The organism is Glutamicibacter uratoxydans (assembly GCF_050753455.1).
GTDB classification, from domain to species: domain Bacteria; phylum Actinomycetota; class Actinomycetes; order Actinomycetales; family Micrococcaceae; genus Glutamicibacter; species Glutamicibacter uratoxydans_A.
Genome location: NZ_CP192736.1, coordinates 2,043,443 through 2,066,647, shown reverse-complemented (window position 1 = coordinate 2,066,647; position 23,205 = coordinate 2,043,443). Strand labels below are relative to the sequence as shown.

At 59.2% G+C, this 23,205-nt stretch carries 22 protein-coding genes; 8 read left to right on the top strand and 14 right to left on the bottom strand.

Features of this window, described 5'->3' with window-relative positions:
* Window positions 1-201 precede the first annotated feature (201 nt).
* Genes dxs through ACQQZ8_RS09490 form a run of 5 tightly spaced genes read left to right on the top strand, consistent with a single transcriptional unit; the run spans window position 202 to window position 4,080 of the window.
* A complete protein-coding gene (dxs, locus tag ACQQZ8_RS09510) occupies window positions 202-2,169 on the top strand; it encodes a 1-deoxy-D-xylulose-5-phosphate synthase (protein WP_431712173.1) in 1,968 nt (655 codons plus the stop codon).
* A complete protein-coding gene (locus tag ACQQZ8_RS09505) occupies window positions 2,166-2,756 on the top strand; it encodes a DUF402 domain-containing protein (protein ID WP_431709589.1) in 591 nt (196 codons plus the stop codon). The genes dxs and ACQQZ8_RS09505 overlap by 4 nt, the downstream gene beginning before the upstream one ends.
* Window positions 2,757-2,780: 24 nt before the next feature.
* Window positions 2,781-3,350, top strand: a complete 570-nt coding sequence (locus ACQQZ8_RS09500; protein ID WP_431709588.1) for a hypothetical protein — start codon at window positions 2,781-2,783, stop codon at window positions 3,348-3,350.
* Between the two features lie 56 nt (window positions 3,351-3,406).
* The gene (locus tag ACQQZ8_RS09495) at window positions 3,407-3,727 is read left to right on the top strand and encodes a hypothetical protein (RefSeq protein WP_431709587.1); all 321 of its coding nucleotides are present in this window, start codon (window positions 3,407-3,409) and stop codon (window positions 3,725-3,727) included.
* 17 nt (window positions 3,728-3,744) lie between these two features.
* Window positions 3,745-4,080 carry a hypothetical protein gene (locus ACQQZ8_RS09490; protein WP_431709586.1) on the top strand — a complete coding sequence of 112 codons (336 nt, stop codon included), beginning with the start codon at window positions 3,745-3,747 and terminating at the stop codon, window positions 4,078-4,080.
* Window positions 4,081-4,200: 120 nt separating this feature from the next.
* Here the strand turns inward: ACQQZ8_RS09490 and argG are convergent, their stop codons facing one another.
* A complete protein-coding gene (gene argG, locus ACQQZ8_RS09485) occupies window positions 4,201-5,628 on the bottom strand; it encodes an argininosuccinate synthase (protein ID WP_431709585.1) in 1,428 nt (475 codons plus the stop codon).
* Window positions 5,629-5,765: 137 nt separating this feature from the next.
* On the opposite strand from argG, the gene ACQQZ8_RS09480 reads away from it, so the two are divergent.
* Window positions 5,766-6,740 (top strand): aldo/keto reductase, encoded by a 975-nt coding sequence (locus ACQQZ8_RS09480; RefSeq protein ID WP_431709584.1) that lies wholly within the window; start codon window positions 5,766-5,768, stop codon window positions 6,738-6,740.
* A gap of 90 nt (window positions 6,741-6,830) precedes the next feature.
* On the opposite strand, the gene ACQQZ8_RS09475 is transcribed toward ACQQZ8_RS09480, so the two are convergent.
* From ACQQZ8_RS09475 to msrB, 9 genes are all read right to left on the bottom strand, one after another.
* Entirely contained in the window at window positions 6,831-7,313 is a 483-nt protein-coding gene (locus ACQQZ8_RS09475) for a Rieske (2Fe-2S) protein (RefSeq protein ID WP_431709583.1), read from the bottom strand.
* 105 nt (window positions 7,314-7,418) lie between these two features.
* Entirely contained in the window at window positions 7,419-9,533 is a 2,115-nt protein-coding gene (locus ACQQZ8_RS09470; RefSeq protein WP_431709582.1) for a 3-hydroxyacyl-CoA dehydrogenase NAD-binding domain-containing protein, read from the bottom strand.
* A gap of 10 nt (window positions 9,534-9,543) precedes the next feature.
* The gene (locus ACQQZ8_RS09465; RefSeq protein ID WP_431709581.1) at window positions 9,544-10,782 is read right to left on the bottom strand and encodes a thiolase family protein; all 1,239 of its coding nucleotides are present in this window, start codon (window positions 10,780-10,782) and stop codon (window positions 9,544-9,546) included.
* A gap of 179 nt (window positions 10,783-10,961) precedes the next feature.
* On the bottom strand, window positions 10,962-12,179 hold the full coding sequence (locus tag ACQQZ8_RS09460) for an HRDC domain-containing protein (protein WP_431709580.1): 1,218 nt from the start codon (window positions 12,177-12,179) through the stop codon (window positions 10,962-10,964).
* Window positions 12,180-12,212: 33 nt separating this feature from the next.
* Window positions 12,213-12,851, bottom strand: a complete 639-nt coding sequence (locus tag ACQQZ8_RS09455; protein ID WP_431709579.1) for a DUF3000 domain-containing protein — start codon at window positions 12,849-12,851, stop codon at window positions 12,213-12,215.
* Window positions 12,852-12,907: 56 nt separating this feature from the next.
* Window positions 12,908-13,969 carry a threonine aldolase family protein gene (locus ACQQZ8_RS09450; RefSeq protein WP_431709578.1) on the bottom strand — a complete coding sequence of 354 codons (1,062 nt, stop codon included), beginning with the start codon at window positions 13,967-13,969 and terminating at the stop codon, window positions 12,908-12,910.
* Window positions 13,970-14,067: 98 nt separating this feature from the next.
* Window positions 14,068-14,772 carry an SDR family NAD(P)-dependent oxidoreductase gene (locus tag ACQQZ8_RS09445; RefSeq protein WP_431709577.1) on the bottom strand — a complete coding sequence of 235 codons (705 nt, stop codon included), beginning with the start codon at window positions 14,770-14,772 and terminating at the stop codon, window positions 14,068-14,070.
* A 10-nt stretch (window positions 14,773-14,782) separates the two neighbouring features.
* The gene (locus tag ACQQZ8_RS09440; protein WP_431709576.1) at window positions 14,783-16,156 is read right to left on the bottom strand and encodes a DUF6421 family protein; all 1,374 of its coding nucleotides are present in this window, start codon (window positions 16,154-16,156) and stop codon (window positions 14,783-14,785) included.
* Window positions 16,157-16,303: 147 nt separating this feature from the next.
* Window positions 16,304-16,711, bottom strand: coding sequence for a peptide-methionine (R)-S-oxide reductase MsrB (msrB, locus tag ACQQZ8_RS09435; RefSeq protein ID WP_431709575.1), 408 nt, complete (start codon window positions 16,709-16,711; stop codon window positions 16,304-16,306).
* A gap of 62 nt (window positions 16,712-16,773) precedes the next feature.
* On the opposite strand from msrB, the gene ACQQZ8_RS09430 reads away from it, so the two are divergent.
* The gene (locus ACQQZ8_RS09430; protein WP_431709574.1) at window positions 16,774-18,009 is read left to right on the top strand and encodes an alpha/beta hydrolase; all 1,236 of its coding nucleotides are present in this window, start codon (window positions 16,774-16,776) and stop codon (window positions 18,007-18,009) included.
* 23 nt (window positions 18,010-18,032) lie between these two features.
* Here ACQQZ8_RS09430 and ybaK read toward each other — a convergent pair whose 3' ends face one another.
* From ybaK to ACQQZ8_RS09415, 3 genes are read right to left on the bottom strand one after another with little or no spacing between them, the layout of a single operon-like run.
* On the bottom strand, window positions 18,033-18,524 hold the full coding sequence (ybaK, locus tag ACQQZ8_RS09425; protein ID WP_431709573.1) for a Cys-tRNA(Pro) deacylase: 492 nt from the start codon (window positions 18,522-18,524) through the stop codon (window positions 18,033-18,035).
* Between the two features lie 6 nt (window positions 18,525-18,530).
* Window positions 18,531-18,971, bottom strand: coding sequence for a SufE family protein (locus ACQQZ8_RS09420; protein WP_431709572.1), 441 nt, complete (start codon window positions 18,969-18,971; stop codon window positions 18,531-18,533).
* Window positions 18,968-19,882, bottom strand: a complete 915-nt coding sequence (locus tag ACQQZ8_RS09415) for a sulfurtransferase (protein ID WP_431709571.1) — start codon at window positions 19,880-19,882, stop codon at window positions 18,968-18,970. The genes ACQQZ8_RS09420 and ACQQZ8_RS09415 overlap by 4 nt, the downstream gene beginning before the upstream one ends.
* Before the next feature lie 206 nt (window positions 19,883-20,088).
* Here ACQQZ8_RS09415 and zapE point away from each other — a divergent pair, with 206 nt between their 5' ends.
* On the top strand, window positions 20,089-21,150 hold the full coding sequence (gene zapE / locus ACQQZ8_RS09410; RefSeq protein ID WP_431709570.1) for a cell division protein ZapE: 1,062 nt from the start codon (window positions 20,089-20,091) through the stop codon (window positions 21,148-21,150).
* 77 nt (window positions 21,151-21,227) lie between these two features.
* Here zapE and ACQQZ8_RS09405 read toward each other — a convergent pair whose 3' ends face one another.
* Entirely contained in the window at window positions 21,228-23,030 is a 1,803-nt protein-coding gene (locus ACQQZ8_RS09405) for a hypothetical protein (RefSeq protein ID WP_431709569.1), read from the bottom strand.
* Window positions 23,031-23,205 lie beyond the last annotated feature (175 nt).

Here is a 23,205-nt window from a genome sequence, read left to right as displayed (position 1 = left end):
TGTGTATCCAACCACCATTGCTACTGTGGTGCGCAGGGCAGTTGCAGGACTGCGTCCAAGGTAGTTAAAGTCATGGCCAACAAATTCGCCGTCGGGGGAGCCCGTGGCGGATAATATAAGGGGTTCGTGAGACCGTTAGACTTAGGGTTTCGCATGGACTTTACCGGTCCGATATTGGGCGAGTATGTGAAGGGGATGAACGTGTCTTTACTTAAGACCATCAAGAAGCCTGCCGATTTGCGGGCGCTAACCCTCGAACAGCTTGAAGAGCTCGCCGAAGAAATCCGCCATTTTTTGGTTGACAACGTGGCTCGCACCGGCGGACACTTGGGCCCGAACCTCGGGGTTGTGGAACTAACCTTAGGTATTCATCGGGTTTTTGATTCCCCGACGGACTCCATCGTTTTTGATACCGGGCATCAGTCCTATGTGCACAAGTTGGTGACCGGCCGACAGAACTTTTCCACCTTGCGGCAGAAGGACGGCCTGTCGGGGTACCCGGACCGGGGCGAATCGGAACACGACATCGTCGAATCTTCGCATGCTTCCTCCTCACTGTCTTGGGTAGACGGGATTTCCCGTGCCTATGCGCTCAACGGGGAGAACGAGCGCTATGCGGTGGCTCTGGTTGGCGACGGCGCACTGACCGGTGGGATGGCTTGGGAAGCGGTAAATAACATCGCTGCCGACAAGGATCGTAAAGCGGTCATCGTGGTGAACGACAATGGACGCTCCTACGCCCCGACGATCGGTGGGCTGGCCAACCAACTGTCCGGGCTGCGCCAGCGCTTGGATAAGATGCGCACCCACCCGGCTTACGAAGACGCCATGGATAAGCTCAAGGAGAAACTCAAGTACTCCGGGCCAGTGGGTAAGTTTGCCTACAAATCCTTGCACGCCACCAAAAAAGGCCTCAAGGATTGGTGGGCCCCGCAAGGACTATTCGAAGATCTTGGTTTGAAGTACATTGGCCCGATCGATGGGCATAACCAGGCCGCGGTGGAAGAGGCCCTGGTGCAGGCTCGTCAGTTCGCCGGACCGGTGCTGGTGCACGCGCTGACCGAAAAGGGGCACGGGTACGCCCCAGCGGTCAGCGACGAAGCGGACCAGTTCCACGCGGTAGGCGTGATCGACCCGCAAACCGGCACCCCGGTCAGCCTCCCCGGCGCACAATCCTGGACCAGCGTCTTCGGCGAGGAAATCGCCCAAGTCGCCTCCGAGCGGGAAGATATTGTCGCGATTACCGGTGCGATGCTACAGCCGGTCGGGTTGAAAAAGATGGCCGATGCCTTCCCAGAACGCGTCATCGACGTTGGTATCGCCGAACAACACGCCATGACCACCGCCGCTGGACTCGCCTTTGGTGGGCTACATCCGGTGGTGTGCGTGTACGCCACCTTCCTTAACCGTGCCTTTGACCAGCTGCTCATGGACGTGGCGCTGCACAAGGCCGGGGTGACCATTGTGCTGGATCGTGCCGGGGTGACCGGCCCAGATGGTCCAAGCCACCACGGCATGTGGGATATGGCGTTAACTCAGATCATCCCGAACCTGCACCTAGCCGCACCACGCGATGCCACCCGGCTGCGGGAGGAACTGCGTGAGGCGCTGGCCATTGAAGACGCGCCGAGCGTGGTGCGTTTCTCCAAGGGCTCGGTAGGACCTGAAGTTGAGGCCATTGACCAGCTACCTGGCGGGGTGGACGTGCTGGCCCGACTCGGGGACCGGGCGGCCCCGGACGTACTGATCGTGTCCGTGGGAGCGATGAGTGAGCTCTCCTTGGATGTGGCACAGCGGCTAAACAGCCAAGGTGTCTCGGTGACCGTTGTGGATCCGCGCTGGGTCCTGCCCATCCCGCAAGCGGTGGTTTCCCTCGCCGCCCGGCACCGCATCGTAGTATGCATCGAAGATGGGGTGCGCGCCGGTGGCATCGGTTCGCGATTACGCACCGAAATGCGTGCCGCTGGAGTGGACACCGCACTGAACGAGGTGGGTCTGCCTACCGAGTTCCTCGCGCACGGGACACGCGAGGAAGTTCTTCAGCGCGTGGGATTAACCGCCCAGCAGGTCGCTCAGGACACGCTAGCCCAGGTGCTGGGAACGAAGGTGCCTTTCGCCCGCCCGCTACCGGGCCAAGAGCTACCCACCGGTCAGATTCCCAAGCTGTGAGCGCACAACACTGCCCCCAGGGGTTGCCACGCACACCGGAGTCGGCCACAGCCGGTGAACTGGTTGTGGCCCGCGCGTGGAAGTACGATGGCCGTGCGCACTGGGTGGTTCCCGGGTTCCTGCTGGGATCCGATGAACACGGCCAGTGGATCTACCAGCCCCAAGGGTCCCTAGTTAGCCGCCCCGGACATGCTTTTCTCGCGGCTACCGATGCGCTCTGTCTTGTGCCTCGTTCCGGGGAATGGGTGGGCACCTTCTATGGCGCGCCGGGGGAGGACATCGACATTTACCTCGATGTCTCGACCCAGATCGGTTGGAAGCGTCTGCCGGCTGGCGGCTGGGAAGTGAACTCCATCGACATGGACTTGGATGTCATCCGGTCCACCAGTCGCGGTGTCTTCCTTGACGATGAGGACGAATTCGCCGCGCACACGCAATCCATGGGGTATCCCGCCGCGCTGCAGGAGTCTATGCGTGCCCAAGCCCTCGAACTCTTAGGGCGCGTGCATGAAAATAGCGCACCGTTCAACCCAGAATTCCGCAGACATTGGCTCGACTGGGCCAGCCAACTGCACCTGCAAGATTGAAGCTACCGAAAAAGGACCACCACGATGGCGATCATTCGCACCTATCGCACCAACCACAAGAACCAGCTTGAATTTCGTGAGGCTTGGTATCAGCAGTTCGAAAATGAAGACCTCGGACAGTTTGTCATCAATCATGGTTTGGTGGGGCATCAGTCCAAGACCAGTTCGGTGCAGGACGTGGATATGGAACGGGCCGATGAACTGTTCGCAGGATTCAGCCAGACCTGTGAACTAGACGGTTTCGCGCAGATCCCGGATGAGGAACAGTCGTGGGTGATTGTGCAGTATGCGCTGAAAAGCGCCGAAGGTACCGAGCGCGACCGCTACCTCGAACATAAGGCCAGCGATGCATTGACCGCGCATCTGGCGTGGCGCGGGCTAGGTACCGTGGAATCCACCGATTTCGCGCGGTTCAAGTTGAATCTGCGCATTCTGACCCCGGCCCCAAAGCTGGCGGTCAACGCGATCAAGATCTGCATTCGCGAAGCCAAACTGGACTTTACGAAGATGACCATCGCCACCGCCCCGTATGCCGGTCTGGAGCAGGCTAAGGTTGTCCATCCCTTGCCAGCGAAGCCTTTCGCACTGCAGTAAACCCGATCTGCTGCACGACCGCCAGGAACCGATAACGCTTGAAATGAAGAGGAGTCATGGAGCCGAGTAACACCCCCGAGGCAAAGGATGCACGACGGGAATCGCGGATGGGGCAAAGCCGCACCCCCATGCACCTAGTTTTTCAGGCCAGCATCGGGGTGATTTTGGGGGTGGGGCTCAGTTCGATTCTCAACCTGCCTACGGCACAGCTGGCTTTGGTCGGTGTGTTCATTAGTATCGGTGCGTGGGTGGTGGAACACGGGGTGAGCTTTACCTCGCGAAGCCTTCGAACACAGGGGTGGATCCGCTTAGCTCTGAAGCTGGTGGCGCTCATCGGCTTCACCGTCTCGGTTCGCGCGCTCCTCACGCTCATCTAGCGCTAGGTAAGCCACAGATGGAAGACAAGAAATTCACTTGGCGTCGCCTTCTGCGACGCTGGGGTTTTACCTCTTGGCGCCAAGGGATGCTGACCACCGCTCTGGTTTTGGTGGGAGTCGCTCTGGGGCTTGGGCTGGCCCGCATGATGAATCTACCCGAAGAACAAAAAGCGTTGATCGGCACCCTGACGACGTTGATTACCTGGTTGGCCGATGAAGTGTTCAACTTGCCCAGCCGTGAAACCCGGGCAGGCCGGATCATTCATGGTTCACTGCGGATGATTTCGCTCATCGGTTTCATGCTCGCTCTGCAGTCCCTAGCGGTGCTCAACGGCTGGGAGAACACGAACTAGTTTGCGTACCGTGGACTGAGCCAAGCACTGACGGCAGAGCGCTCCGGCCGTTACGGACAAAGCAAAAACCCTGACTTTCACGAGAAAGTCAGGGTTTTGTACTACCGGGCGGGTAAGTGCTTAGTCGGTTCCGGCATCGAAAGCGGCGCTTTCGATGATGCGGTCCTGAGCGAGCTCCTCGCCGTCGACCGGTGCGACATCCGCAATAGCTTCGGCGCCACCGCTTTCCAGTGCACCCACCAGATCCGCGGTGTGTCCACCGACCAGACCCATGGTGGCGTACTGTTCCAAACGGCCGCGGGAATCGGCAATGTCCAGGTTACGCATGGTCAGCTGGCCGATACGGTCCAGCGGGCCGAAGGCTGCATCCCCGACGCGTTCCATCGACAGCTTGTCCGGGTGGTAGCTCAGGTTATCGCCGGTGGTGTCCAGGATGGTGTAGTCATCGCCGCGACGCAGACGCAGGGTCACGGTACCGGTGATCGCTGAACCGATCCAACGCTGGATCGACTCACGCAGCATCAACGACTGCGGATCCAGCCAACGGCCTTCGTACATCAAGCGACCCAAACGTCGGCCTTCGTTGTGGTAGCTGGCCACGGTGTCTTCATTGTGGATCGCGTTGACCAGACGTTCATAAGCGATGAACAGCAAAGCCATGCCCGGTGCTTCGTAGATGCCACGGGACTTAGCTTCGATGATACGGTTTTCGATCTGATCGCTCATGCCCAGACCGTGACGGCCACCGATGATGTTTGCCTCGTTGACCAGAGCTACGGCGCTGTCGAATTCCTGGCCGTTGATGGCCACTGGACGGCCAGCTTCGAAGGTGATCGACACGTCTTCACTCTTGATCTGGACTGATTCGTCCCAGAACTTGACGCCCATAATTGGTTCGACGGACTCCAGCGAGGTGTCCAGCAGTTCCAAGGTCTTCGCTTCGTGCGTGGCACCCCAGATGTTGGCGTCGGTGGAGTAAGCCTTTTCAGCCGAGTCGCGGTATGGGAAGCCGTGGGCCACCATCCACTCACTCATTTCCTGACGTCCACCCAGTTCCTGCACGAAGTTCGGGTCAAGCCATGGCTTGTAGATGTGCAGGCGCGGATTGGCCATCAGACCGTAGCGGTAGAAACGCTCGATGTCGTTACCCTTGTAGGTCGAGCCGTCGCCCCAGATATCCACGCCATCTTCGCGCATCGCACGAACCAGCAGGGTGCCGGTTACGACGCGACCGAGCGGGGTGGTGTTGAAGTAGGACTTACCGCCGGAACGAATGTGGAAGGCGCCGCAGGCTAGGGCAGCGAAGCCCTCCTCAACCAAGGCGGGCTTGCAGTCCACAAGGCGCGAGGCTTCGGCGCCGTATTCCAGAGCGCGGCCAGGTACGGCATCGATATTCGGTTCATCATACTGACCGAGATCACCGGTGTAGGTGTAAGGGATGGCACCATTGTGACGCATCCAAGCAACGGCGACGGAGGTGTCAAGGCCGCCGGAGAAGGCGATGCCGACGCGTTCGCCAACAGGGAGATTGGTGAGGACTTTAGACATACAAACAGTCTAATGGATAAATATGCAATGTAGTGAATCTTGACGATAAATAGTCGCAACTCACCCCACACCAGATAAGTTGGTGGGGGACACCGGGTTCCACCGGTGCTACGAACGCTAGTTGATTAGGGGTTGGCATGGAATTTCGGCAATTGGGACGCAGTGGGCTAAGCGTATCGGTGGTGGGATTAGGCTGCAATAATCTGGGCCGCGCCGGAACTGCCACCGAGTCGCAGGCCGGGACCGATGCGGTGGTCAATGCCGCCCTAGAAGCCGGAATTACGCTCTTCGACGTGGCCGATGTGTACGGTAAGGAAGCGGGCCTCTCCGAAGAACGGCTGGGACAGGCGCTGGGTAAACGCCGCGAAGAGGTCATTCTCGCCACCAAATTCGGTATGGATATGGGCGGGGTCAACGGAGCCGATTTCTCGGCACGTGGTTCACGGCGTTACATCGTGCGTGCCTTGGAGGCTTCGCTGCGTCGGCTGAATACCGATTACATCGACCTCTATCAATTCCATACCCCGGATCCGAACACTCCGATCGAGGAGACCCTAAGCGCGCTGGATAGCCTGGTTAGCTCCGGAAAGGTGCGCTACATCGGGCACTCTAACCGAAGCGGATGGCAGATTGCGCAGGCAGAATACGTGGCTCGCGAATTAGGGACCGAACGGTTTATCTCGGCGCAGAACCACTACAACCTAATCGACCGTCGCGCGGAACTTGAGGTGCTTCCTGCGGCGCGCGAATTTGGGCTGGGCGTCCTTCCGTATTTCCCGCTGGCTAACGGCCTATTGACCGGCAAATACCGCAAGGGTCACGCCCCACAAGGCAGCCGACTCACGCACGCTCGGCAGCACCTGGTGGAAACCAGCGATTTTGCTCAGCTGGAGAAATTTGCGCAGTTTGCCGCCGAACGTGAACTCAGCCCGGTAGAGCTGGCGTTTTCCTGGCTGGCCGCGCAACAGCCGGTGGCCTCGGTCATCGCCGGGGCGACAAAAGCTGAGCAGGTGGTCGTTAACGCCGCGGCGGTGCGTTGGGTACCCACCGAGCAGGAACGCGCTGATATGGATGAAATCTTCCCGACGCCGCAACGGGTAGCCCTCTTCTAGGCCGCGTTCCTCACCAACGTAACCGGCCACTGCGCGAAAGGGCGGAACCTTCGCGCAGTGGCCGGTTTATTGTCGTACAGACTAAAGGTATTAAGCCTCACCGGCGGGGATGTAGACGAGGATGTTCCCGTCTTCAATGCTGCAGGCATAACGTGTCAGCGCAGCCTGCGCCGGACCGGCGGTGGCAGTGCCACCTTCTGGTTCGAAATGCGAAGCATGGCACGCACAGTAGAAATCATCCTTCGACGGTGATTTCACACCCACCGCACACCCCTGATGGGTGCAAATATTTGAGTAGGCCAGCACTGTTTGCTCATCCTTGCGGAACAGCAAGACCCCGACGTCGCGCCCATTATCCGGATTTTTGGCGGCCACCTGTGCCCGAGAAAGCACCGGAAGCTGCTCGGCTTCCAGAACTACTTGACCTTCACCGGTTGGTTCGGGGATCGGAGCCGGGGTATTAATCGGAGCCGCGGATTCTCCATTGCCACAGGCGGTGAGCGTGGCCGTGGCGCCCAATAAGGTGGCGGCACACATGACGGTTCGACGAGCGGGCAGAGAGGCTTGAGTCATGTCTTCTATTCTGGCAGAGAATCCTGTGACTAGCGTAAAGCATCCGGTGTGAGACGAACTGAGCCGCCCACACCGGATGCCTGAGATCGCTAGTGCCGGGACAGGCTAGCTGTGGAACTTCTTTCCGTTGATGCGTTCCGAGGCTCCGACCTGATCCAGATACGGAGTGATTCCACCCAGGTGCAATGGCCAGCCAGCACCGGTGATCATACACAGATCCACGTCCTGAGGTTCTTGCACCACACCCTCGGCCAGCAGCAAACCGATCTCCTGGGCTAGGGCATCCTGCACTCGGGTGAGCAGCTGTTCCTTGGTCGAGGGAGAATCACCGAAGCTCATCACTGCCATGGCCGCCGGGTCGATGATCGCGGTTCCGGAGTCGTCTTTCACCCACAGCGCCTTAATCTGGTTATCGATTAGCGCCTGCAGATTCGCCGATACGATGAAACGCTCCCCGAATGCCGCATGGAGCGACTCGTTGACATGCTGCGCCACCGGCAGACCAACCATGGCCAGCAAGGTGAACGGGGTCATCGGCAGTCCCATGGGCTGCAGAGCGGTATCGGCCACCTGCGCCTCGGTTCCTTCATCGAACGCGGCTTGCACCTCGCTCATCAGGCGCAAGAGCACCCGGTTGACGACGAAAGCTGCCGAATCGGTGGTACGCACGCAGGTTTTGCGCAGTGCCTTACCCAACACAAAAGCGGTGGATAGCGTGGACTCGTTGGTCCATTCGGTGCCCGCGATCTCCAGTAACGGCATGACCGCGACCGGGTTGAAGAAATGGAACCCTACCAAGCGTTCGGGGTGCTTGAGATCGCGACCCATTTCGGTCACCGAAAGCGAGGAGGTGTTGGTCGCCAGGATGCACTCGGGACTGACCACGGCTTCCACCTCGGCAAACACTTGCTTCTTCACCGACAGTTCTTCAAAGACCGCCTCGATGACGAAGTCGGCGTCGGCGAAGGCATCTTTGGTCACCGAGCCGCTGACCAGTGCCTTGGCCCGGTTTACCGCGTCCTGACTCATCCGGCCCTTAGCAAGCTGCTTGTCGAGTTCTCCCCGGATGTAGTCCAAGCCCTGATCGATACGTCGCTGATCCAAATCGGTGAGCACAACCGGGACATTCAGCCGACGCACAAACAAGAGGGCCAGCTGGCTAGCCATCAACCCGGCGCCCACCACCCCGACCTTAGTCACCGGGCGAGCCAATTTGGCATCCGGGGCTCCGGCAGGACGCTTGGAGCGACGCTGCACCAAATCGAGGAAACCGTAGATGGTGTTGTGGAATTCCTTGGTGGCCATCAACTCGGTGAGCGCATCGATTTCTAGCTCTGCCGAATGCTTCTGGGACTTGCCAATCCCGGCGCGGAAAACCTCGAGCGCTTTGTAGGGAGCCGGTGCGGCACCGGAAACCTTCGCCTCAACAAAGCTAGCAGCAGCGTCTGCGGCGGCCACAAAACGCTCGGCAACCGCAGGGTCGGTGTCATCGACCGCATTCGGACGATTGACCTTGTGCGCTCCGGTGAGCACCGCATCGGTGAACAGTAGCGATTGTTCGAGGAAGTCGGCCGGCTCGAAGAGGGCATCGGCCACACCTAATTTGTAGGCCGCCGCCCCGGAGAGTGTCCGGTTGTTATTCCAAGGGTTTTCGATGATGACCTGCAACCCCGCTTCTGGGCCAATGAGGCGCGGCAGTCGGTAGATGCCACCCCAGCCAGGGATCAGGCCAAGGTAGGACTCCGGTAGTCCCAGCGCGCCGGCGGTGCTGGAGACGGTGCGATAGGTGCAGGCCAGAGCGATTTCTAGTCCGCCTCCGAGAGCCAGACCGTTAATGAAACTGAAGGTGGGCACTCCCAGATCCGCCAGTAGGTCATAGGTGGCATGTCCCAGAGCGGCCATGGCGCGCGCATCGGCGGCGCTGGACAGGCTCGTCACCGCTGATAAGTCCGCGCCGGCGATCAAGAAGAAGGGTTTGCCGGTGATCGCTAGCGCATCGAACTCGCCGTTGGAGGCGCGCTGTTGCAGCCCAGTGAGCACCTCACGCAGTTCCAGCAGGGAGTTCGGGCCCAACGTGGTGGGTTTCTTGTGGTCTAACCCGTTATCCAGGGTGAGCAGCACCAACTTTTTCCCGCTCGGTAGCTGTACTTCCTCCACGAGGGTATGGGTGATGATCTCGTTTTTCATCAACGCGGCAACCGCCGAAAAATCCTGTGTCATAGTCCTGCTCCTAAGCCTTGGTCCCGAAGTCTTCGTGATGTGGGTTCTCCCAAATGACCGTGCCACCCATGCCCAGTCCGATGCACATGGTGGTGATGCCATAACGTACCGTGTGGTCCTCGGCGAATTGGCGCGCCAACTGGGTCATGAGCCGAACCCCGGAGGAAGCCAACGGGTGGCCGGTAGCGATGGCCCCGCCGTAACGGTTGATGCGAGGGTCATCTTGATCGATGCCGAAATAATCCAGGAATGAAAGAACCTGCACCGCGAAGGCCTCGTTGATTTCAAATAGACCGATATCCGAAATCTGCAATCCGGCTTTGGCCAAGGCTTTCTCGGTGGCCGGTACGGGTCCGTAACCCATGACTTCTGGTTCCACTCCGGCAAAGGCAAAGGAAACCATGCGCATTTTTGGTTCTAACCCTAGTTCTGTAGCCGCTTCAGCGCTCGTGAGCAGCGCTGCGGTGGCCCCATCGTTCAGCCCCGCAGCGTTGCCCGCGGTAACTCGTCCATGGGCGCGGAATGGGGTGCGCAGCTTGGCCAGATCGTCCAGCGTGGTTCCCGGACGGGGTGGCTCATCGGCGACATGGAACTTCCATCCTTCCCCGGGACGACGGGCCGCCACCGGAACGAGGTCCGGCTGGATCTGCTCGGCGGCATAGGCGGCGGCGAGCTTCTGCTGGCTGGCCACAGCGTATCGATCCGCACGCTCCTTGGTGATTTGTGGGAACCGGTCGTGGAGATGTTCGGCGGTATTGCCCATGTTCAGCGCCTGCGGGTCAACAATTTTTTCGGCCAGGAAGCGCGGGTTCGGGTCCGCGCCGGCACCCATCGGGTGATTACCCATATGTTCGACGCCGCCAGCGATGACCACGTCGTAGGCGCCAAAGGCGATCCCGCCGGCGGTAGAGGTGACCGCTGTCATGGCTCCGGCGCACATCCGGTCGATGGCGTAACCCGGCACTGACTTAGGGAGTCCAGAAAGCAGTCCGACGGTGCGGCCGATCGTCAAGCCCTGATCACCGGTTTGGGTGGTTGCGGCGATGGCGACTTCATCCACCCGCTCGGCCGGGAGATTCGGGTTGCGGCGTAAGAGTTCACGAACCGTTTTCACGGCCAGATCATCGGCGCGCATGCCGTGATAGATCCCTTTGTCTCCGGCTTTGCCGAAGGGGGTGCGAACACCGTCGATGAAGACGACATCGCGGGCGTCGAGCGTCGAGTGCACTTTCGAGTCCTGAGTACTCACCGTTGTGGCTCCTTGTTGTGTTCCGCTGCTCCGAAAGTCGGAAAGACAGGGGTATGTGACCCACAACATAGGTTACTAAGCGGTAACTTGAAGTGCAAGTGCGCTACCTCACGCACTGAGGTGCCGGCAGTTACGCGGGCACGGAAGCGGGTAGCCAGACCGGGTAACTTCAGGCGCAGCTACTTGCTGAAGACCGCCGCCAGTTTTGCCGCCAAAAGATCGCGTTGCCATGGGCGGGCGCCGAGTTCGGCTAAGGCTTCATCGAGCGAGTGCGTGGAAATGCTCTGCGGCGGCTCCCAGCTGAGCTGCCGCAGGTACTTGGGGGTTAGTAGGTTCTCACCCGGAATATTCCATTGCTCAGCCACCTCGGTGACCACCATCTTTGCCGCGCCCAAGCGGTCGGCAGCCTGCGGATTCTTTTCGGTCCAAGCCCGCGGGTTGGGCATCGAATTACCCACCGCGCGCAATTGCGGCAAATCTCTGCTAGCTTTGCCGCGCGAAATGGCATCGAGCCAGCGTGGCGCATCGCGTTTGGCGCTGCGTCCATGGAAGCCACGGGTCTGCAATAGCTGCGGCACCGAGCTGGGAAGATGTTCCACTGCGACCATGATCGCCGCATCAGAGAGCAACCGTCCCGGGGCGACGTCTCGGGATTTGGCGAGGGCCTCACGGGCTAGCCAAAGTTCACGGGCCACAGCCATGGCGCGACGGTTTTTAAGTTTGTGAATGCCCGAGAGTCGACGCCACGGCTCGGCGGCCGGCTCAGGGGCTGGAGCGTTCAAAAGGTATTCGAACTCCTGCTGGGCGAACTCTAGTTTCTGCTGCTCATCAAGTACCTCGCTCAGACGGTCACGCAGTTGCAGCAGCACCTCGACGTCGAGCGCCGCATAATTCAGCCAAGATTCGGGCAGTGGACGGGTGGACCAGTCCACGGCAGAATGTTCCTTGGCTAATTTTAGGTTCAGGTGTTCGGCGACCATGGTGCCCAGCGCCACGCGCGGGTACCCGGCCAGCCGTCCGGCGAGCTCGGTATCAAAAAGTGCCGTTGGGCGCAGCCCTTCGTCGTCCAAACACGGAAGATCTTGACTAGCCGCATGCAATACCCAGGGTTCGTGATTGACGAAATCGGCCAAGGGGGCCAGTGAGTCCAACTCTTCGGGGTCCAGCAACCAGGTGCCGGCGCCTTCGCGCCGGATTTGAATTAGAAAGGCGCGCTGCCCGTACCGGAAACCACTAGCTCGTTCGGTGTCCACGGCCAGATCGCCGTGCCCGGACTGTAGGCTACGTACCGCGCGTTCCAGCCCTGGGGCGGTGTTGATGACCTCCGGGGTACCCTCACTGGGGGTATTTAGTTCGACGAGGGCTGGTTCTGGGGATTCGATGTCAGGACTGCTCATGATCTTTCCATCATAAGTCTGAGCGTCGGAAATTCAGCGTAGCCGCCGCATCGGCAGTTGCTGTACCCCGTCCGGCAGCGGTGGCAAGCCCGCAAAAATACACACCATATCGGCCCACGCACTCAAGTGGGAACCTAGTTCGCCACTGGCCGGGGACCAAGAGACGCGTAGCTCGATGTCGACCTGAGCTTCATCGCTGGCCATTTGGCCAAAGGATTCGGAGATGACCCGGGTGGCGGTGCCGCCGGCCGAATGGTACTGGGCATGGCGTCCGCGCAGCGCCTCCTCAAACCAGCTCCAAGCCACCGCGCCGAGCATCGCATCTTGACCCATTTCTTCTTCCAGTCGGGCTCGGATGTAGGTTACGACGCGGAAGTTTCCGTTCCAGAGGTCCTGACTGGCCGGGTCGTAAAGCAGAACAAAACGCCCGGTAGCCAGATCCTGATCGGCATTCAAAAACGGGGTCTGCGTAAATTCCTGCCCGTAGTCGCCATGTCCCTGCCCCGATTTGGCGCTGACTTCACCGCTCAGTGCCAGGGCAAAGGGTGCTAAACGTTGCGGGGCGGGGATCTCCACAATACTTAATTCCTCGCGCACCTTGGCATGCGAAAGTTCCGTCAAGGCTTGAGTGAACGCCTGCGGAACCTGGGGACGTTGTTGCTCGTGGATCACGATTCGAGTCTAAAACGCCCCCAGAGCCGCAGTGTGTTACGGCACGCCGAATGGCCCTATTTCCCGTGGTAGCTGGTCAATTCCTCACGCAGGGCTGCACTGAAGGCCAATACATCGGCCTCGGTGGTGTCAAAGGAGCACATCCAGCGGACATGCCCGGCGACGCGGTCCCAATCATAGAAACGGAACTTTTCCCGAAGCCGATCCGCAACCTCGTTCGGAAGCTTAGCGAAAACCGCGTTGGCCTGCACCGGATAGACGAGTTCGGCCCCCTCGCTCTGCCGGACGGCCTGGGCCAACTGTGCGGCCATGGCGTTGGAATGCGATGCGGAGCGGTGCCAGAGATCGGTGCCATACAATTCGAGCAATTGCGCCGAAATGAAGCGCATCTTGCTGCCCAATTGCATGTTCATCTTGCGCAAGTACTTCATATCCGCGGCCAGTTCGGTGTGGAGCGTGAGTACGCCTTCACCTAAAAGCATGCCGTTCTTGGTGCCGCCGAGCGAGACGATATCTACTCCGACGTCGGTGGTCAGTGCGCGTAACGAGACACCCAGAGCGGCCGCGGCATTACCGAGACGCGAACCGTCCAGATGCACGCGCATGCCCTTGGAATGGGCGTGCGCGCTGAGAGCTTCAATCTCTTGCGGGGTATAGAGGGTCCCCAACTCGGTGGCCTGGGTGATCGACACCGCCAACGGTTGGGCGCGGTGTTCATCGCCCCAACCCCAAGCTTCCCGGTCGAGCAGTTCCGGGGTGAGCTTGCCATCGGGGGTTTCTACCGGAAGCAGCTTCATTCCGCCGATGCGTTCTGGTGCGCCGTTTTCATCGACGTTAATATGTGCGCTAGCCGCACAAATCACCGCACCCCAACGTGGCAGCAGTGACTGCAGGGCGATGACATTGGCTCCGGTGCCGTTAAAAACCGGGAAAATTGCGGCCTGAGACCCGAAAGTTCGTTGCGCGAGCTGATCGAGTTCGGCGGTGTAGTAATCATCCCCGTAAGCACTTTGGTGGCCACCATTGGCCCGGTCAATGGCCTGCAGAATCTCGGGATGAACCCCCGAATAGTTATCGGAAGCGAATCCGCGGACGGTGCTGTCGTGGCTCAAGCTCATGGGCGGGAATTCCTTCATCTTTCGACAGAGATAAATATGGGCAAGGCGGCAGCGGTGAAGAGAGTGTTCTCGCTACGGCTACAGCCGTGTTTTCAAGTCTATTCCAGGCCTGGCAGCACTATGCGTTCACCGTTGACGTGGGCGGGGTCGGCATGCAGCAGCTCACAGGCTGCCGCCGCCAGTTCGTCCACGTGAGTAAATCCGGCAAGTTTGCTCCCCGGCGCCTGCGGGCGCTGGTCGGTGAGGGCCTTGACCACCCAGATACTCGCCGCGGCCTGTGGGGCTTGTTTGGAAAAGTCACGCGCTATCGCCTGCACCCAGAATTCTGCGGCGGCTTTGACTGCGCCGTAGTTGGCGTTTGACGGGGTGGGTGTGCTCACCGCCTGTGAGCTGACGATACCCAGCCGACCGGCGGGGGAGTCGAGCAAGTCCTGATAGAAGACCTTGGTGGTGTGGCGCAGGGTGGTCATTACCGAGCGATGCAGAAATTGGTAATCCGCATCAGTTTGCCCGGGGATCCCCTTTCCGCCACGCCAGCCACCGACCAGATGCAGCAGTGCGTCGATTCGGCCCTGCGTCGCATGCACCCGCTGCGCCAAGTCTTGAACTTGTGTTTCATCCCCCAAATCCGCTTCGAACCGAGCGGTAGCGAAACTAAGTTTGTCGTCAAGGCGTTGCTGGTTTGAACCCACGGCCAGAACCTGCGCGCCCTGACGCATCAGGGCGCGCGTGATGGCCACACCGGCAGCGGAGGTGGCACCGGCCAGTAGGACGGTTCGTGGAGTTGTAAGAGTTTGTTCCATACCTCCGAGCCTAGACGTTACTTGCGCCATACATGCCCCGAGTGGACTCGATGGTTTGGCGCATCTTCTTTTCTAGTGCTTCGTAGAACATCGACAGCGGAAATTCGTCGTCCATTACCTGATCGGTAATTTCACGTAGTGGTGCGGTCAATGGCAAGGCTGCTGGCCCCTTAGCCCAGACCGAGGCTGGGTGTGGGGTGAGTGTGGAGGAGATGAGCTCGTAAGCGGCCAACCAATGGGCCAGCTTCGGGCGATCAATCGACCGCCAGTACAGTTGGTCAATCGCGTCCCCGAGTGCACAGACGACCTCGGCAACTTCATCCCAATCAATGCTCAGTTTGGTGTCGGTCCAGTGCAGCACGTGGTTTTGGTGCAACCAAGCGAAAAGAAGCTGTCCGCCTAGCCCGTCGTAGTTACGCACCCGGTTGCCGGTGATCGCAAAGCGGAAGATTCGGTCAAAGACCACGGCGTATTGCACGAGCTTCGCGTTCTTGCGGGTGTGCTCATCGGTTTGCGGGTCCTGCGCGAGCTTCACGCACTCACGGAAGGCGGTCAAATCGCAGCGTAGCTCTTCCAGTGAATAGAGGAAGAACGGCATCCGCTGTTTGATCATAAAGGGGTCGAAGGGCAGGTCTCCGCGCATGTGAGTGCGGTCGTGGATCAGGTCCCACAGGATGAAGGTTTCTTCGGTTAGCTGCTGATTCTCTAGGAGTTCTGCCGCTTCGGCCGGAAGCTGCAGATTGGTAATGGCTGCAGCCTCTTTGAGTACCTTGCGGAAACGTACGGCCTCGCGATCCTGGAAGATAGCTCCCCAGGTGAAACTCGGAGTTTCGCGGATCGCTACCGATTCGGGGAAGAGCACCGCGGAGTTGGTGTCATAGCCTGCGGTGAAGTCCAAGAATCGCAGCGGCACAAACAGGGCGTTGGAGTACTGGCCGGCTTCCAATTCGGCGATGAAGTCTGGCCACATCACTTGCACCAACACCGCTTCAAGGTGGCGGTTGGTCGATCCGTTCTGCGTATACATGGGGAAGACGACCAGATGCATCAGCCCGTCTTCACGTTGCGTCTGCGGCTGGAATTCGAGCAACGAATCTAGGAAATCTGGTACCCCTAGACCTTCGTCGCTCCACCGCTGTAAGTCTGCAACGAGCCTACGCAGATAGTCGGCATCGTGCGGGAACTGGGGGCTGAGCGTCTCGATGGCCTCAATAATTTCGGCAAGCAGCGCGCGGCCGGTTTCCAGTTGCTCAGCATCGGCGAGTGAGCCGTTTTTCTGCTGAAGCGCCTGGAAGCTGGTCGCGGCGGACTTAAGCGAAAGCCATGCCGGCGATTCGATTAGCTCGGAGCCGTTCATCTGCCGGTTTACTGGGGTCTGGGTCATCGTTTTCACCTCTAATGTTGCGGTAGGACCGGTGGTCAGTTAGTAACCACGCTACGCCGCAAAACAAGCAAAGGTCATGCTCCATGAATGTTGCATAAGTAAGTCTTAGGCAAATGGTTCATAGCACCCCAGGACCCTCATGGGCTGTTAGCCTTCGACGGGCCGAAGTTTCAGCGAGAGTGAGTTAATGCAATACCGCAGGTCGGTGGGAGTGCTAAACCCTTCGCCTTCGAACACGTGACCCATATGCGAATCACAGTTCGCACAACGTACCTCGATGCGCTTCATCCCTAGCGAATTATCGGTAATGTAACGCACCCGATCCTCCGCCAGTGGGGCGAAGAAGGATGGCCAGCCACAGTTGGCATCGAACTTGGTGGTGCTGGCAAAAAGCTCTTCCCCGCAAGCCCGGCAAGCGTAGACGCCCTCGGTGGTGGTGTCCCAGTATTCTCCGGTGAAGGGGCGTTCGGTCCCGGCCTCACGCAGTACGTGAAACTCTTGTGGGCTGAGAATTTCTTTCCACTGCACTTCGCTATGTTCTGTTGGTGAATTCATACCCTGCTTAACGCAAAGTGGCCGCGGATGATTCCCTCAGATTCATTTGAGAGGATAAAAGTATGGCCGCAAAGATCGTAAGTACCTTAGAACCACGCAAAACCGTGCCTGCCACCTTATTGGGTGCAGGAATCGGTCTGGTCGCTGGATCGGTTGTGGCCGCCAGCGTCTCTGCACTGGCAGCGTATTTCGCTCGTCGGGTGGTCACCCCCGAACTCAATGCCACCGGACGTGACGTCGTTCGAGAGATCGTCACCGACGAAGCCGGAGAAACGTGGATTCACTTCCTGCGCGATACCGAAACCTCCGCGGCCGGGGAACACAGTTTCTATACCCACGCCGGACAATGTTGCGTGCGCGTTTCGGGGCCGGTTCCGGTGGCGGACAAACCGCGGTTGATCGCACGCAAGGTACTGCACACCTACTATGGCACGCTGCGCGGAGCCAAACGCGGGAACCTCTCCGGCAGTATTTACGAACATCCCTCTGACCTGGGAATCGAGGCTACGGATGTAACGGTCAATCTGGAAGTGGGTCCGGCCCCGGCCTGGTTTATTGAAGGCAGCACGCATCGCTCAACATGGGTGATCTGTGTGCACGGGCGAGGGGCTCGACGTACCGAATCAATCCGCGCACTTCCCACCTTGCAAGACTTAGGTGTCAGTGCCCTGTTGTTGAGTTACCGCAATGATGGGGATGCCCCGAACGCCAGCGATGGACGATATGGTTTGGGCGATACCGAGTGGCACGACGTGGAAAGCGCCATTCGCTACGCGAAGGACCAGGGCGCCACGCAGATCGTACTTCTTGGCTGGTCAATGGGTGGTGCTATCAGTCTGCAGGTGGCCAACCGGTCGTATTTGGCCAAAGAGATCGACTCGTTGATGTTGGTGGGGCCAGTAATTAACTGGGTCGATGTGCTCACGCACCAAGCCCGGCTGAATCGCATCCCCCAGACCGTGGGATTGGTGGCGCAATGGCTGTTGAGTAACCGTGCTGGACGCTGGATTACCGGGCTAGCCGCGCCGGTGAACCTCAAACGGCTGAATTGGGTGGAGCGTGCTGCAGAGCTAACCCACCCCATCTTGCTGATGCATAGCCGCGATGACGAGTTCGTTCCCAGCGGACCCAGTGAGCGGCTTGCACGGTTACGCCCGGATCTGGTGACGCTACGTTCCTTTAGCGGGGCAGGGCACACCCGCGAACCGAACGTTGATCCGGCCGGGTTCGCCGCGGCTATCAGTGACTTCCTTAGCCGGCGCCTGGCTGAATACCAGAGCACTAACCAAGCAAAATAGCCGTGTGCCCGCGGCGGGGGAGGCTAGCTGAAGTTCGCGATCTGCGCGAACCTTGCGCCGGTGACCCGGGCAAGTTCCTGCGCGGGAAGCTGCAAGCTGATCCCACGTCGTCCACCGGAGACAAAAATTTCTGGCCAGTGCATGGCGCTAGCATCGATCACTACCGGGGACGGGTTTCGCTGCCCCAGCGGGGAAATACCGCCTAGCACGTACCCGGTTCTGCGCTGGGCTGCAGCCGGATCGGCCATCGCCAATTTCTTCAGGCCTAAGACCGCGCCGAGAGCCTTTAGATCTAAGAGCGCCGCCACCGGAACGAGCGCCACCGCGAACTCGCGGTCCGCGGCAACCATTAAGGTTTTAAACATTTGCGCAGAATCGATACCTAATAGGGTTGCTGCTTCCAAACCATAATCAGTGGAGCGCGCGTCGTGCGCATAGCTGTGTACGGTGTACGCCACCCCGGCGGTATCCAGTGCGGTAGTGGCCGGGGTGGTGACGGATTTGCTTTGCTTCATCGAACCTTAGTTGTTTATCTGCTCGGTAATTTGTCGCTTAATTCGTGCCAGCATGGCGCTCATTCCGCGCATCCGAAGTGGTGAGAGCGCCCGGGACAACCCCAACTGTTGCGGCATGTCTGCGGGTACCTCCAAAATCTCTGCGGCACTGCGCCCATCGAGTCCAGCAGCCAGCACAGATGCAAATCCACGTGTGGTGGGAGCCTCTGGCGGTGCGGAGAAGAACAAGCTGGTGGTGCGCTGTTCATCAGTGGCGACCTCGACAACGAGGAAAAGCGGAGACTGGCATTCAACGACCTGCTCAAACAGCTCCGGGTGATCCGCTAGGCGTTCGGGCAGCTCCGGTAGCTCACGAGAGAAATCTAGCAGTAGTTCCAGCCGCTGCGGCTCAGGAACTTCGGCGAATTCCTCAACAATTTCACGCAGACTTTCGGGTAGCTGACTCATCGGCGATCTCCGAAACCTGCCGGAAGCTCGCCGGCTGCCTCACCCTTGACGATTGGAACGCGTACGGCATTGCCCCACTCGGTCCACGAACCGTCGTAATTACGCACATTCTTGAAGCCCAGCAGGTGCTGAAGTACAAACCAGGTGTGGCTTGAACGTTCCCCAATACGGCAGTAGGCCACGATGTCATCGCCCTCGTTCAGGCCAGCCTCACCAAGGTAGATTGCTTCCAGCTCTTCACGCGACTTGAACGTGCCGTCCTCCGCGGCAGCCCGAGCCCAAGGCACCGAGGCAGCGGTGGGGATGTGTCCGCCGCGCAGCGCCCCTTCTTCAGGGTACGCAGGCATGTGGGTGCGCTCGCCGGTGTACTCTTCCAATGAACGCACATCGATCAGGGGCTTGCCCAGGTGATCAAGGACTTCGGGCAGGTAGGCGCGAATCTTCGAATCGTCACGCTCAATGACCGGGTATTCGGTTGGGGTAGGAGTCGGGATGTCAGTCACCAGCTCGCGTCCTTCGGAGATCCACTTGTCCCGGCCACCATCAACCAGCCGAACATCCTCGTGGCCGAAGAGCGTGAAAACCCAAAGCGCGTAGGATGCCCACCAATTGGACTTGTCACCGTAGAGCACGACGGTGCTATCCCGGGTGATGCCCTTGGCCGACATCAAAGCGGCGAAACCTTCACCGTCCACGTAATCGCGGGTCACTTCATCGTTCAGTTCGGTGTGCCAGTCGATCTTCAGTGCGCCGGGGATATGCCCGGTGTTGTACAGCAGAATGTCTTCATCCGATTCGAGTACCACCAAACCTTCGGTTCCCAAATGGTCGGCCAACCATTGTGTGGAGACCAGCCGTTCTGGGTGGGCATACTGGGCGTAGGCTGGGTTCGAGTCGACGGGTAGCGACATGAATTGCTCACTTTCCTAGTTGGAGATTGCTAGCACCGGTGTTTCCCTGCGGACTTCCGGTGATGGGCTTACTCTCTAGGTTAGTCCCCATACTCGTGCACTGACGTCGTCATAGGTCACATCGATCCACAAAACCATGGAAATTTCGGGGTAAAATGGCCGATGGATCTGCCCAAGGGCGCATAAATCACAGTTGAGTACCGGGAATGAAGGAATATATGGAGCCACAGGCCGCAATCACCCACTTGACCGAAACAACCCCAAATGTCTCGGTTGAGGAACTTTTGGCCGGCTTCCACCCGTCGTACCGCTTCGGTGAAGTGTCCTTCGACACCTATCGTCCGGATCCGACTCAGCCTTCGCAGGCCGAAGCAGTCACCAAACTGCAGCAGTTCGCCCAGTCGGTGGGCAAGAGCAACGGTGGCGGTGTGTTCTCCAGACTCTTTGGCAAGAAGAAGACCACCAAGAACGGGATCTACCTCGATGGTGGATTCGGTGTGGGTAAGACGCACCTGCTGGCTTCACTATGGCATGCCAGCCCGGGACCTAAAGCCTTCGGTACTTTCGTGGAATACACCAACCTGGTTGGGGCGCTCTCTTTCCGACAAACCGTAGAGGTGCTCAGCCAGTACAAGCTAGTGTGTATCGACGAATTCGAGCTCGATGACCCGGGGGATACCGTATTGATGAGCCGATTGATGCGCGAACTGTCCGATGCTGGGGTGAAGCTTGCGGCGACCTCCAACACCCTGCCCGGCGCATTGGGTGAGGGGCGTTTCGCAGCGGTCGACTTTCAACGCGAAATTAAGGCGCTGTCGGATCAGTTCGATGTGCATCGTGTGGATGGCGAAGACTTCCGGCACCGTGGATTGCCCGAGGCTCCGCAACCCTTGGCAGATGCACAAATCGAACAGTTCGCTCGGGAACGGTACCCGGAAGCTACCTTGGCGGTGGACAACTTTGACGAGCTAGTCACTCACATGTCCAAGGTTCACCCGAGCCGGTACCGTCAGCTATTGTCGCAAACCGATGTTTTGGTGTTGCACAACGTGGACACTATCAGCGATCAGTCCATTGCCTTACGCTTCGTGGTGTTAGCTGACCGCCTCTATGACAAGGATGTGCCGATCATTGCCTCGGGTAAGCCCTTTAGTGAGCTTTTCACCCCGGAGATGATGTCCGGCGGGTACCAAAAGAAATACTTCCGTGCGGTATCGCGACTGACCGCGCTGGCACGCGAAGGGCAGATCGGCGAGTCCGAGATCTAGCTTTCTGCTGGAGCCGCGATGCTTCGTTGGGTGTGCGAGGAACTTTACGTTTGGTACATTCGGCACAGCGTTTCGTACTAGGCCGCCCCGGGCGGCTCGCCAAGGTGCTCGGGTAAGTCCAGCTGATCCGTCGGGTCCAGGTAGGTGTTGGGGAACCAGTATTTGTTCCGTTGCGGGGTCTGGGTTGGGTCCAAATGTGGCGGAAGCAAGACATGCGGTAGGCCATTATGCAGGATGATTTTGAACTTTCCTGCATGGAAGTCTCCATGCTCACGCGGACAGAACAGGGCGCCTTCACGCACGCTGGTCCCGCAACCGCCAGCCCACCCGCCGTCGGGCCAATGGTTCACTTCGCAGAGTTCCGGGGGATAGCTACAGTCCGGCATGATGCAACCACGGTCACGCACGTAGAGTGCGGTTCGCATGGCGTCGGAATGGAATCGTCGCGATCTTCCAGCATCCAGTATCTGGCTCTGACCACCCAGAACATGTGGCAAGACTTTGGCTCGGACCAACAGCTGGCGAAGTTCGCCTGCTTCGATCTTAATGCCGTGGGTGGTCACGCCGTAGGCAGTTGATAGGTGCATCAACTGATTTAGCGTCATAGTCACTACCACGCTGGGGACAATGGTCGCACTTGCCCCGCGGCTATCCGCGCGCCGCGTCATTAGTGCCATAAGGGCATTCAAACGGCGCCGAGCTGGACAGACACCGTCCGTATTGACGCCCTCATTGAGCCAGTTGTTCTCAGTCGCGGCCCGATCGCTTGGCTCGGCTACAGCTGCTTCTGGACCCTTTTTGTCGGTCGCCCAATCCGGAGGGGGCTGGGTGGTTTTCATCCATTCGCCCACCTCGGCTTCCTGCGGATCTTCAGGCTGATCCCCTCCCACGCGCGCTGGGCTGCTGGCGGTGCCAACAGTTCCCGGTGCCGCGTCGTGATCCGTGGCGGCCTCTCGCGCCGGAGTCGGTGCCATCTCCGCAGCGCCCTGCGGCATTCTGGCAGCTTGGCCGGCGATGGTGCGGGGATTATCGGCCTGTACACATACGGAGCGCCAAATTTCGGCTTGAAGACCGGCCACATTAACTTGGTAGCGTTCCACACCCTGAACGGTCGGCAGCTTGAAGATACCGAGTTCGGGTTTACTAACTTCGGTGTGTTCCTTGGCGTACTCGGTGCACAGCTCCTTGAAGTGCTTCTTCGCTGAGGCACGCTGATTCTCGCGTAACACCCTCGCGGCATGCTCCTCCAGAAGAACTCCGTCGGGGGCAACAGCACTAGGCTTCAGCTCTTGACCATCGTGGATTTGATCCGGCGGCTCAAACTTTTCTAACCGGCGGGCCGCGTCGCGCGCAAGACGCGGATCGAGATTCCGATCGCTGAAGAGCGCCGCAAGTCGTTCAAAACGTGGGGGAGCGCCGTTACCAGCCATCGTGCGACGCGACACGACACGGTGCGCATCATCAACGCGGTTTTTTGCTTCCCAGTATTCAATATCGAGCCACGCTTCCAATAGTCGGCTCGTATCTTGATAATGCGCTCTGCCCGACAGATAGTCCGGAGAGTTGGCATAATCCACGTCACCACGACGGATGGCATCGTATTCTTCGATAGCTAAACGGTGGGCGCCGGTCGCTTCCAAGGCGGCCGCAGCTGATAGCTGCGCGCGCAGAACGTCCCGATAGACGCTTTCGGTCATGGCAGCCATCTCTAAGGAAAGGCGAGGATCTTGAGCCTGCTCCATCTGCTGGATCACTGTGAGCAGCAGCTGGGTACTGTGCTGTCCAAGTTCGCGTAACAGGCCGCCGTCGAAGGTCGCACCGTGGGAATGCACTGCATCCCGAAGTGTGCCAAGTGCGGCGGATAAGGAAGTGGTTGCCATGCCCATCAGTGTGATGGCGAGGTCAAGCAATCCACGCAGTTAGTGCCCCAGCTGTGGACAAGTTTTCGATCGTATGAACCTAGCTGGCAGACATGCGATGGACTGCACGATTCCAAAAGACGTCGAAACTAAGGAAAGGCACCGGATCTCATAAGATCCGGTGCCTCCTAACGCG